At 41.1% G+C, this 11,720-nt stretch carries 10 protein-coding genes; 2 read left to right on the top strand and 8 right to left on the bottom strand.

Features of this window, described 5'->3' with window-relative positions; genetic code table 11:
- Positions 1 to 305 precede the first annotated feature (305 nt).
- From GC093_RS16475 to dnaA, 8 genes are all read right to left on the bottom strand, one after another.
- Positions 306 to 1,364, bottom strand: coding sequence for an HD-GYP domain-containing protein (locus tag GC093_RS16475; protein WP_171652972.1), 1,059 nt, complete (start codon positions 1,362 to 1,364; stop codon positions 306 to 308).
- A 113-nt stretch (positions 1,365 to 1,477) separates the two neighbouring features.
- Positions 1,478 to 3,958, bottom strand: coding sequence for a DNA gyrase subunit A (gyrA, locus tag GC093_RS16470; protein ID WP_171652971.1), 2,481 nt, complete (start codon positions 3,956 to 3,958; stop codon positions 1,478 to 1,480).
- Between the two features lie 81 nt (positions 3,959 to 4,039).
- Positions 4,040 to 5,953: a DNA topoisomerase (ATP-hydrolyzing) subunit B gene (gyrB, locus tag GC093_RS16465; protein ID WP_171652970.1), complete on the bottom strand. Its 1,914-nt coding sequence runs from the start codon at positions 5,951 to 5,953 to the stop codon at positions 4,040 to 4,042.
- 28 nt (positions 5,954 to 5,981) lie between these two features.
- Positions 5,982 to 6,230: an extracellular matrix regulator RemB gene (gene remB, locus GC093_RS16460; RefSeq protein ID WP_171652969.1), complete on the bottom strand. Its 249-nt coding sequence runs from the start codon at positions 6,228 to 6,230 to the stop codon at positions 5,982 to 5,984.
- A 29-nt stretch (positions 6,231 to 6,259) separates the two neighbouring features.
- The gene (gene recF, locus GC093_RS16455) at positions 6,260 to 7,369 is read right to left on the bottom strand and encodes a DNA replication/repair protein RecF (RefSeq protein ID WP_171652968.1); all 1,110 of its coding nucleotides are present in this window, start codon (positions 7,367 to 7,369) and stop codon (positions 6,260 to 6,262) included.
- 76 nt (positions 7,370 to 7,445) lie between these two features.
- On the bottom strand, positions 7,446 to 7,661 hold the full coding sequence (gene yaaA / locus GC093_RS16450) for a S4 domain-containing protein YaaA (RefSeq protein WP_281365255.1): 216 nt from the start codon (positions 7,659 to 7,661) through the stop codon (positions 7,446 to 7,448).
- A gap of 68 nt (positions 7,662 to 7,729) precedes the next feature.
- The gene (gene dnaN, locus GC093_RS16445; RefSeq protein ID WP_171652967.1) at positions 7,730 to 8,875 is read right to left on the bottom strand and encodes a DNA polymerase III subunit beta; all 1,146 of its coding nucleotides are present in this window, start codon (positions 8,873 to 8,875) and stop codon (positions 7,730 to 7,732) included.
- Between the two features lie 201 nt (positions 8,876 to 9,076).
- A complete protein-coding gene (dnaA, locus tag GC093_RS16440) occupies positions 9,077 to 10,441 on the bottom strand; it encodes a chromosomal replication initiator protein DnaA (RefSeq protein WP_171652966.1) in 1,365 nt (454 codons plus the stop codon).
- A 605-nt stretch (positions 10,442 to 11,046) separates the two neighbouring features.
- Here dnaA and rpmH point away from each other — a divergent pair.
- The gene (gene rpmH, locus GC093_RS16435; RefSeq protein ID WP_171652965.1) at positions 11,047 to 11,181 is read left to right on the top strand and encodes a 50S ribosomal protein L34; all 135 of its coding nucleotides are present in this window, start codon (positions 11,047 to 11,049) and stop codon (positions 11,179 to 11,181) included.
- A gap of 156 nt (positions 11,182 to 11,337) precedes the next feature.
- A complete protein-coding gene (gene rnpA, locus GC093_RS16430) occupies positions 11,338 to 11,682 on the top strand; it encodes a ribonuclease P protein component (RefSeq protein ID WP_171652964.1) in 345 nt (114 codons plus the stop codon).
- Positions 11,683 to 11,720 lie beyond the last annotated feature (38 nt).

Genomic DNA, 11,720 nt, shown 5'->3' with positions numbered 1-11,720 from the left:
TTGACAAAGCCACGTCATTGCTGACTTTCTTCTTTGTCGTTTTGTGCCAACTTGTTTAGCGGCGACTTTTATAATATAACACATTCGCCTACCGCATTGCAAGTCTTTTTTTATTTTAGTAATTCTATGAGACAAGACTAAACTTTAACGTCTATCTCAAAGGATCGATTAACTTATCAAGGTTAATGTGAATCAAAGTATAGAACTATACTTTCTAATCACACAAAAAAACCTCCGCCGCAAAAGCAGCGAAGATTAATTTATCATATATCGCCTAACAAAGTCAAGTATAAATTATGATTAAGTTATTTTAGTATGACATCTTGTATGTGCAGATTACGTTGGATAGTTAGATTAATGATTTGTCCATTCACATTAACCCAAGGACGAGTGGGATTAGCCCGGTCTGAGAACACAATTTCACCGATACGGCCATCACTTAATTTAACCAAGACTCCATTGTGGAATTGGGTTACTTTCTGTATAAAGGTTTGCACCATAACAGGGTCAAGCTTACCGAAGGATTCAGTAAATAGCTGGTCCAACACTTGATAACGGGAAGTTGCTTTTTTGTGATAACGGTCAGAAGTCATAGCGTGAAACATATCGGCAATGGCAACAATTTTGGAATACAGATGAATTTTATCACCTTTAATCCCATTAGGGTACCCAGAGCCGTCTTCACGTTCATGATGTTGAATAGCGGACAGCTTCACGCCTTCGTTAATAGCTGCAACACCTTTTAAAAGATTGTAGCCTATAACCGTATGCTGCTTCATTTCCTCCAACTCATCAGGAGTTAGCTTTTTGGGATTGTAGAGAATTGCCGAATCTACTTTGGCGTTTCCAATATCATGTAGAAGTCCACTTAACGCAACAGGCATTAAATCCTTAGTAGGTAGTCCGTGCCATTTGGCCAAAGTATAGGAGGTTAAACTAACCATAATACTATTATGATATAGAAAATCGCTCAATTGATACGACTTTGGATTGAATGTCAAAATTTGATACTGATCAATATGCTTTATCAACGCCTCTAACTGCGTCCTCACTTCAAGAATGGGAAAATTACTTCCACCTACTGAAATAAAAACCTTTCTCATTAGCACAAGCATTTTATCATATTGTTCGAAAAATGGAAGAATTGAGCTGCTCGGTTCTTCTATTATGGTTTCGGTTATATTCTCTTGCTCATTTACCTTGGATTCGATGGATATGGAAGGGATGAGAAATGCCTTTAGAATTTCAATATCTTTATCAATAACGATCCGGCCCTTTGGAAATAGTATATTTCCATGCTTTGTTTGCACGTTATCGTTTATTTTCTCGCCACCTTTTAACTGGGAAACGGAAATTGTCGCCATGTAAATTCCCTCACCTTACTTTCATTCTTATCACATCTTTATTTTAAACGAAAAAGAATGGGGATGTAACCCCCATTCTTACTGTTTGTGTGAAAAAAGTCCTATTTTTTTTATTATTCGCTATCTGTAGACTCTATGGTTTCCTCACCGTCTTGCTCGTCGGCAGGCTCTTCACTCTTTTCCACTCTTGCAACCGTAGCTACTTCATCCTCATCTCGGATGTTAATAAGCTTAACCCCTTGGGTATAACGACCCATCATAGAAACTCCCGACATACTAGTACGGATGATGGTACCCAATCCTGTAATAATCATCAGATCCTCGTCATCGCTAACGATTTTCAACCCGACTACAGGTCCATTCTTCGGAGTAACGTTCAAGGTTTTGATCCCTTTGCCGCCCCGTGACTGAATTCGATATTCTGAAACCGGCGTTCTTTTGCCGAAGCCTTTGGAGGTTACAATCAATACACTGCTATCTTCTTGAACAACGTCCATATCGATAACGGCATCATCTTCGCCAATGTTAATTCCTTTCACTCCCGTAGCTGAACGTCCCATTGAACGAACTTCCTTCTCTGGAAAGTGAATTGAAATCCCTTGCTTAGTACCCATAATTATCGTTTGGTTACCATCTGTTAGCTTAACCCCAATTAAATCGTCATCCTCACGCAGCGTAATTGCAATTAGCCCGCCTTTACGGATGTTTCCATAATCGTTAAGAGCAGTCTTCTTAACTAAGCCATTCTTAGTAGCAAAGAACAGCTCCTGCTCGGATTCAAAGCCTTCTACCGGTATAACAGCATTAATGGTCTCGCCCTGCTCAATTTGAATTAAATTGATAATAGGAGTACCACGTGCTGTACGGCTAAGATCAGGTATCTCATAAGCCTTGAGTCGATACACTTTTCCTTTGTTCGTAAAGAAGAGTAGGAAATGATGAGTGTTGGTCACGAACAAATGCTCAACGAAATCCTTGTCCTTCGTATCCATACCGATAACGCCTTTTCCTCCACGCTTTTGACTGCGGTAGGTGGTAACAGGCAATCTCTTGATATAACCGGTATGCGTAATCGTGATGATTACGTCTTCCCGAGGAATCAAATCTTCATCCTCAATGCTCTCCATACCAACTGTTATTTCAGATCGGCGTTCATCGCCAAACTTTTCTTTAACCTCATTCAACTCCTGGCTAATAATAGCAAGGATAAGCTGTTCATCAGCCAAAATAGCTTTAAACTCAGCAATCTTTTTCATAAGCTCTTCGTATTCTTGCTCAATTTTCTCACGTTCTAAACCGGTTAAACGCTGCAAACGCATATCCAGTATAGCCTGTGCCTGGTCGAAGCTTAACGAGAACTTATTGATTAAACCTTCACGAGCTTCTTCAGTTGTTTGTGAAGCACGAATTAAGGCGATAACTTCGTCCAGATGATCCAAAGCAATCCTCAAGCCTTCGAGAATATGCGCTCTAGCCTCTGCTTTACGCAGTTCAAATTCCGTACGGCGGCGAATAACTACTTTCTGGTGTTCCAGGTAGTGGAAGAGCATTTCCTTCAAGTTCAATACCTTCGGTTCACCGTTCACCAATGCGAGCATGATAATCCCAAAATTGGATTGCATAGCTGTATGCTTATATAAATTGTTTAAAACTACGTTAGGATTGACATCACGTCGCATCTCGATAACAACACGCATCCCGTTGCGATCGGACTCATCGCGCAAATCGGTAATTCCATCGATTTTCTTCTCGCGAACTAGCTCGGCAATTTTCTCAACAAGACGGGCTTTATTAACTTGATAAGGAAGCTCATGAACAATAATGCGAGCCTTATTGTTATTTTCCTCAATCGTTGCTCTAGCTCTCATCGTTACAGAGCCACGGCCAGTATTATAAGCCTGTCTAATTCCTTCGCGCCCTAAAATGAAGCCCGCTGTAGGGAAATCCGGCCCTTTAATGGACTGCATAAGCTCCATTGGTGTTACATCCGGGTTTTCAATCAGCTGTTGTACTCCATCGATAACTTCTCTTAAGTTATGGGGGGGAATATTGGTTGCCATCCCTACTGCAATACCCGAGCTGCCGTTCACCAACAAATTGGGGAACCGAGCAGGCATCACAGCCGGTTCATGTTCCTCTCCGTCATAGTTAGGAATAAAGTCAATCGTTTCTTTATTGATGTCACGTAGAAGTTCCATCGCAATCTTCGATAAACGAGCTTCGGTATAACGCATAGCCGCCGCCATGTCGCCATCGATGGAACCAAAATTCCCGTGACCATCGACAAGCATATATCTCAGAGAGAAATCCTGCGCCATTCGTACCATTGTCTCATATACGGCACTATCACCATGCGGGTGATATTTACCTATAACTTCTCCAACGATTCTCGCAGATTTCTTATGTGGCTTGTCCGGTGACATTCCTAGCTCGGACATTGCAAATAAAATACGGCGATGCACGGGTTTAAGCCCGTCCCTGACATCAGGTAAAGCCCGGCTAACGATAATGCTCATCGCATAGTCCATAAAGGAAGTACGCATCTCCGTGCCGATATCGATATCTTTTATTTGTGAGTGCTGTTCTTCCGACATTGTTGACCTCCTACAAGTTTTGCTTAAGCAAAACTAACTTCGTAAGCATAATCTGAACTTTCCTACGGAAAATCGACTTCGTTAAATATCCAAGTTCTTAACATATTTCGCATGCAGTTGGATGAACTCTCTACGCGGTTCAACGTTCTCACCCATCAGTGTGTCAAAGATGGTATCAGCATCGATTGCATCCTGAATACTGACCTGCAGCATAGTACGACTTTCAGGATCCATTGTTGTTTCCCACAATTGGCCCGGATTCATCTCGCCGAGACCTTTATAACGCTGCACATTAACTTTGGCACCTTCGCCAAATTCCTGCATAATAGCTTCTCTTTGTTTTTCGTTGTATGCATAACGAATTGTCTTATTGCGCTCAAGTTTGAACAATGGTGGCTGTGCGATATAAATATATCCGACCTCGACAAGTCTACGCATATATCTGTAAAAGAATGTTAGCAACAGTGTACGAATATGAGCTCCGTCAACGTCCGCATCGGTCATAATAACAACTTTGTGATAACGAGCCTTGGCTATATCGAAATCATCACCAATACCCGTACCCAGTGCTGTAATAATAGCCCGAATCTCAGTACTTGATAATATTTTATCAAGCCGCGCCTTCTCTACGTTTAAAATTTTACCCCGAAGCGGCAATATAGCTTGGAAATGACGGTCACGCCCTTGCTTAGCCGATCCACCCGCCGAGTCACCTTCGACGATATAAAGTTCGCTGATCGAAGCATCCTTGGAGGAACAATCTGCAAGCTTACCAGGCAGTGCACTAACTTCAAGGGCACTTTTACGCCGCGTTAATTCCCTAGCTTTACGCGCTGCCTCTCTAGCACGTGCTGCCTGAACACCTTTCTCGACAATCTTCTTAGCAACAGCTGGATTCTCATCGAGAAATTCCATCAGCTTTTCAGAGAATAACGATTCTACAATCCCGCGAACCTCACTGTTCCCAAGCTTAGTTTTCGTCTGTCCTTCGAATTGCGGTTCTGGAATCTTAACAGAAATGATCGCTATCAAGCCTTCGCGCACATCATCACCGGATAAGTTAGAATCGCTTTCTTTGATTGCATTATGTTTGCGGGCATAATCATTCATAATACGCGTCAGCGCACTCTTAAAGCCCGATTCATGCGTACCGCCTTCATGGGTATTTATGTTATTGGCAAAGGAATGTATATTCTCCGTATAGCCATCATTGTACTGAATCGCAACTTCAACTTGGATATTATCTTTAGAGCCTTCCGTAAAGATTGGCTGATGCACAGCCTCCCGGTTACGGTTCAAATATTCAACAAAGGAGATAATACCCCCTTCGTACATAAATGAATTGGACACATCTGTCCGCTCATCAGTCAAAGTTATTTCGATACCCTTATTAAGAAAGGCAAGCTCCCGGATTCTCGACTGCAATGTATCGTAATCATATTCCGTTGTTTCTTTAAAAATCTCATCATCCGGCCAAAACGTAGTTTTGGTTCCTGATTGTTCCGTTTCGCCAAGAACCCTGAGGTCATATTGAGGCACACCTCTTTGATATTCTTGTTCATGCACTTTACCCTCGCGTTTAACCTGAACGATTAGCTTTTTGGATAGCGCATTCACTACAGAAATACCAACGCCATGCAAACCGCCGGAAACTTTATAGCCGGAGTCATCTCCGCCAAACTTTCCTCCGGCATGAAGCACCGTAAGCACGACCTCCAAGGAGGAACGCTTCATCTTCGGATGCTCTCCAACTGGAATACCGCGCCCGTTATCTATAACAGTGATGCTGTTGTCACGGTGAATAATGACTTCAATTTTTGTACAATAACCGGCCAAAGCCTCGTCAATACTATTATCGACAACTTCCCAAACAAGGTGATGAAGACCTCTGGCGCTTGTAGATCCGATGTACATCCCCGGACGTTTTCTAACGGCTTCGAGACCTTCGAGCACCTGTATCTGGTTTTCATCATACGTATTTTGATTCGCAGACATTCTGACACCCACTTTTCCAAGGTATAATCTAGTTCGTTAACAACTGATGCGCCCGTTTCTTTAAGGTCATGGAGGATATTGGAGAATAATATACCTTAGATTGCGTGACAACAAGCGATTTACATTCTTCTTCGCCGATCACTTCAACCTTCTTCTCTTTATTGGCATAGCTGATAAATTGCTTTGATATTTTTGAAGATTTTTCAATAGACAAGTCAAATATGGCAACAAGTTCGGATGCACGAATAATTTTTTCTCCGCCTAAATGGATGAACATAAGTGGCCCTCTCCTTATTACCTGAGACTTTAGGTTAATCTTCCATTCTGCACATGAATGACAGAAGCATCTTCGAGCTTGGATAAATCAATGCTTTCAATTCCGGTCGTTGTTATGAAGGTTTGAACCTTATTTTGAAAGGTTTCAATGAGTTGAGTCTGACGAGAGCGGTCCAGCTCTGACAGTACATCGTCCAATAATAATATTGGGTATTCGCCGACTTCCTCACGGATCAACTCAATTTCTGCCAGCTTTAAAGAGAGTGCCGTGGTCCTCTGTTGCCCCTGAGAGCCGAATGTTTGTACTTCTTTGCCGTTAATAAAAAACAATAAATCATCCCGATGCGGCCCGATCAATGATACACCGCGCCGAAGCTCCTGTTCTTTCACATGTGATAACTTTATCATAAATTGGTCAAATAAAACAGATTCATCTTGGACCGCTGCCTGATCGAACGAACAAGCGTACTGAATCTCAATCTGTTCATTGCCGCCAGTAATCCCTGAATGAATCTTTTCCGCCCACATTTGCAGCTTCTTTATAAAGCTTTGACGTTTTTTAATAATTTTAATACCAAATTGCGCCAATTGTTCGTTCCAAACTTCCAAAAGAGCTGCTTTTGTGTCTCGTGTAGTAAATAACTGCTTTAAATAATTGTTCCGCTGCACCAGTATTTTCTGATATTGCGATAAGTCATATAAATAAGCCGGATGAACTTGGCCAATTTCCATATCCAGAAATCTCCGTCTAACGGACGGGGATCCCTTAACAATTTCCAAATCCTCCGGTGCAAACATCACAACGTTAAGCGAGCCAATAAAATTACTTAGCTTCCGCTGCTCCAAGCCATTAATTTTTGCCTTCTTACCTTGCTGAGAAATGGTCAGATCAAGCTGACAGGATCCATACTTTTTGTCCACTTCGCCGTGCAGCAGAGTGTTAGGAGCATTCCATTGGATGAGCTCCTTGTCCTGGTGTGTCCGGTGCGATTTGGTTAATGCTAGTACAAATATCGCTTCTAGAAGATTGGTTTTTCCTTGTGCGTTTGGACCGACAATAATATTGACCATGTGTCCAGTTTCAAAAAAAACCTCATCGTAGTTTCGATAATTCTGTAAAGAGAGCTTTTTCAATTGCAAAATGGTTCCTCCTAAAGCCTCTGCTTCGAGGATAAACGGCTGCGCCGTGCTAAGTGCTTTTTAGAAAAGCATCGCTTCAACCTCGCACTACCTGAAACTCCCCGCATCCTTCAACGCTTACTTTATCATCATGTACGAGCTTCTTGCCGCGGCGGTTCTCCGGTTCTCCATTTACAAGAATGTTTGTTTCCTGCAAAAAAAATTTAGCTTGCCCGCCACTAGAAATACAATCAGCCAACTTCAAAAATTGACCGAGAGTTATATAGTCCGTATGGATGTTTACTGTTTTCATCAGGTCTTCCTCACTCCTTCGTCAGTTATTAACATGTGGATAAACAAACTCATTCACCTATCCCCAATTTAGCTGGTTGTACGGTAAGGAAGAATCAGCTGTAAGAGAGTGGAGGATTCCTCCGCTGGACGAATAATAATTGGCTGCATGGCACCGGTAAATCCTATATGAATCAGCTCGCTGTCAATTACTTTAAGAGCATCGAGCATATATTTTGAATTAAAAGAAATTCGCAGAAGTTCCCCGGTTAGCTTGGATACATCAAGCTGCTCGGTTACTTTTCCCAGCTCCGATGAGCTGGAAGAAATTTCGATGGTTTGATCCTCACGCATGATTAGTTTAACAATATTCGTCTTTTCTTCTCTAGATAGCAAATAAGCCCGATCGATAGCATTAGCCAACTGCTGTGCATTAATAACAAGCTCAGTTTGGTAAGACTGGGGAATCAACTTGGAAGTGTCTGGGTATGTTCCATCCAAAACTCGAGTATAAAACAGAATAGAGCTCAGTTGGAATAATACCTGGCTTTCAGCAAAGATCACGTCGATCAGTGTATTTTGATCAGGCAAAATTTTGGCCAATTCATTCAAAGTTTTCCCTGAAATGGATACATTACTCACTGGGAACTCATCATTGACTTCGATTTTTGTTTCTCTACTTCCTAGTCGATGCCGATCACAGGCAGTGAATTTAAGATTTCCTTCATTTACCGTCCACAAAACACCTGTTAATACCGGTGTAGATTCATTAGTCGAAACAGCAAAAGAGGTCTGCTTAATCATGGATTTAAGCAAATCACTAGGCATTTGGATTCTTCTATTTTCTTCGATACTCGGCAAAGTTGGATATTCTTCTGGATCCAGTCCAACTAATTGAATTTCAGAAGATCCGCTGCGAATGATTGTTAGAAAATGGTCTTTAACCTCTATTTCAATCTTAGAAGCAGGAAGCTTCCGTATAATTTCAACAAAAAATTTAGAGGAAAGAACTACACTTCCCGGTTTTTGTAGATCTATTATGCTTATTTCATTTTTCTCATTTGGAATATGGCTTTGAATAGAGATGTCGGTATCGCTTGCTGTGAGCGTCATTCCATTAACATCGGCATCTATTTTTATCCCACTCAATATCGGAATTGTCGTTTTGTTAGAAATGGCTTTGGAAACATGTTGAATGGATTCATTTAAATACTCTTTTAATATCGTTAATTTCATACTGTCACTCCTATAATTCGAAAATGTGGAGATGTCCATTTATCCCTTCATAATACTCTTTTTTTATTAGTAATAGTAGTAGGGGCAGTGGATATGTGGATATGTGGGCAAAAGGTGCAAAACGAAAGCCTATCCACATGTTAATAGTTTGTGCATAGGCTCAAGGTTATTCAGATTGGTTGGAAGCATTAGTTATGCTGCTTACATCGTGATATTTTTTACTTTTTCCATCAAGTTCTGAACAATTCTATATAACTCTTGATCTGTCTTTAAAGCGGTAGATATTTTCTCATGAGCATGAATAACGGTAGTATGGTCTCGACCACCAAAGGCTTCACCGATTTTGGGTAATGAGAAATCAGTCATTTCACGAGCTATATACATGGCAATCTGCCGCGGGTAGGCGACCATTTTGGTACGTTTACGTGCTTTAAAATCCTCTAGCTTCAATCCATAAAACTCTCCAACCCTTTGCTGAATATCCTGGATCGTAATGACCTTCGGACGGCTGCTCGGAATAATATCTTTTAGTGCCTCAGCTGCGAGATGAGAAGTTATATCTTGATTTATTAACGAGGAATACGCTACGACACGAATAAGAGCTCCTTCAAGCTCACGAATGTTCGTATCAATCTGATTGGCTATGTAAACCATGGCCTCATTCGGTACTTCCAAGTTCTCGGCCTTTGCCTTCTTACGCAAAATAGCAATCCGAGTTTCTAAATCAGGAGGCTGGATATCGGTTATCAGTCCCCATTCAAAGCGTGAACGCAGGCGCTCTTCCAGTGTAGGAATTTCCTTAGGAGGGCGGTCGCTTGAAATAATAATTTGTTTGCGCTCCTCATGAAGTGCATTAAAAGTGTGAAAAAATTCTTCCTGTGTTTGTTCTTTTCCAGCCAGGAACTGAATATCGTCAATAAGCAGCACATCGATAGTGCGATATTTGTTGCGGAAGCTTTCTCCGCGATTGTCTCGAATGGCATTAATGAACTCATTGGTGAATTTCTCCGACGAAATGTACAGTACACGGGCACTCGGATTATGTTCCAACACATAATGGCCAATTGCATGCATTAAATGTGTCTTTCCCAGTCCAACGCCTCCATATAAAAACAATGGATTATAAGCCTTAGCAGGCGCTTCAGCTACTGCGAGCGATGCCGCATGGGCAAAACGGTTCCCTGAACCAATGACAAACGTATCAAATGTGTACTTGGAGTTCATCATATGACTAAACGTTTCTTCGGGAACGACGGGCGGAGCTTTCACAGGATGGAACGATTGGGAGGAGGTTGCAGCTGCAGCTTTTTCTTCATCAGTCTCGATAACAAATTTCACTTCGGCTGGTTTTCCTGTGTAATCGAGTATTGTATCTCTTATTAGCTTGGTATATCGGTTTTCCAGCCATTCTCGAGCAAAGTTGTTAGGGGCGCAGATGACGACTTTGGAATCGTTAAAAATTACGGCTCTTGTGGATGTAAACCACGTTTCATAGCTTGGTTTACTTAGCCTAGTTTGAATAATGGAAAGAACTTGCTGCCATTGCTCGTTGGGATGGCTTTCCACAATAGTTATTCACTCCTTTAAAAATAAGCGATACGGCGTAAGCCAGGTAATTGTTGAAATAAAGCGAGTTATGTCGGATTATATCCACATTGTTAAGCTATTGTGGACAATCTTTATTAGATAGGAGTGTAAATTGTTCACAAAGATATCCACAGCCTGTTGATAAATCTGTGGAGTACTTATTGCTATCCACAGGATGAGCATAACCATAATATCAAAATATGCATTGATAATCAATGGAATCTTGGGTTTTATCCACATTCCCTATAGATTGTGTGTAACTGTTATACACAGCACAAGATATTGTTAATATTATGTTATTATTTCGACTTTATTCGATTTTTTGACTTTTTGTTATACACAGCTACATGTTTTGACAAAATAAATGAACATAATAGAAGGTAGGACAAGAAAGAATTTTCGTGTTAATGGGCATCGAAGTTACACAGTGTTACCTCGACCAACGTCGATGAACGCATTCGGCTTCGAGTACGATTGAGCTCTTTATCCTTGATAGAACATAAAGTTGACTTTTTGTCTGTAAGGTGGTTTAATGTTAAGAGGTATTTTCGGGAATGGAATTTCCTCAAGGAGGTGCAGGATAGATGGGTCCTACGTTTAAACCGAATGTAAGAAAACGCAAAAAAGTACACGGCTTTCGTAAAAGAATGAGTTCAAAAAATGGTCGTAAAGTACTTGCTGCTCGTCGTCAAAGAGGCAGAAAAGTTTTGAGCGCTTAATTCAAGAGGCCACTAACAGGTGGTCTTTTTTGTTGTTTATTAAATGATTTGAAGCAAATTGCAGCTGATTAGCAAATGCTTTGTTTTAAAATACCTTTTTTTAGTACACGCTAGTATTGTTTTGCTGAACGGTTCGGGATATGGAGAGAACTGCCTGTGGAAAAGAAAAATCGTCTGACGAAAAGGGAATATTTCGATAAGGTATACCGCGGGGGCAAATCGGTGGCTAACCACCAGTTTGTTCTATATTCCTATGCGCGACATCAGCAAGCGGGATTCCGCCTAGGGATTTCGGTAAGTAAAAAGCTTGGTAATGCTGTTGTCCGAAACCGCATTAGACGGATGGTGAAGGAAATTGTCCGTTTGAATGCACAGAGATTTCCGGTTGGTTACGATCTAATTTTAATTGCCAGGAAGCCTGTTGTTGGAATGGCTTATGCTGAAATGGAAAAGAGTATTTTTCATGTATTAAAAAGAGCAAATCAATCAGTCCGAAAATAAGCGGTTCCATTTCTTTTTTTCTATAAGATATGGTATAG

The organism is Paenibacillus foliorum, assembly GCF_013141765.1.
GTDB lineage: Bacteria > Bacillota > Bacilli > Paenibacillales > NBRC-103111 > Paenibacillus_S > Paenibacillus_S foliorum.
This window is presented reverse-complemented; position numbering and strand designations above follow the sequence as displayed.

What these genes read in the sequence shown, in the direction of transcription:
- GC093_RS16475 (WP_171652972.1), bottom strand. Translation starts at nt 1,364, where the DNA reads ATGGCGACAATTTCCGTTTCCCAGTTAAAAGGTGGCGAGAAAATAAAC.
- remB (WP_171652969.1), bottom strand. Translation starts at nt 6,230, where the DNA reads ATGTTCATCCATTTAGGCGGAGAAAAAATTATTCGTGCATCCGAACTT.
- rpmH (WP_171652965.1), top strand. Translation starts at nt 11,047, where the DNA reads ATGGGTCCTACGTTTAAACCGAATGTAAGAAAACGCAAAAAAGTACAC.
- dnaN (WP_171652967.1), bottom strand. Translation starts at nt 8,875, where the DNA reads ATGAAATTAACGATATTAAAAGAGTATTTAAATGAATCCATTCAACAT.
- yaaA (WP_281365255.1), bottom strand. Translation starts at nt 7,661, where the DNA reads ATGAAAACAGTAAACATCCATACGGACTATATAACTCTCGGTCAATTT.
- gyrB (WP_171652970.1), bottom strand. Translation starts at nt 5,953, where the DNA reads ATGTCTGCGAATCAAAATACGTATGATGAAAACCAGATACAGGTGCTC.
- gyrA (WP_171652971.1), bottom strand. Translation starts at nt 3,958, where the DNA reads ATGTCGGAAGAACAGCACTCACAAATAAAAGATATCGATATCGGCACG.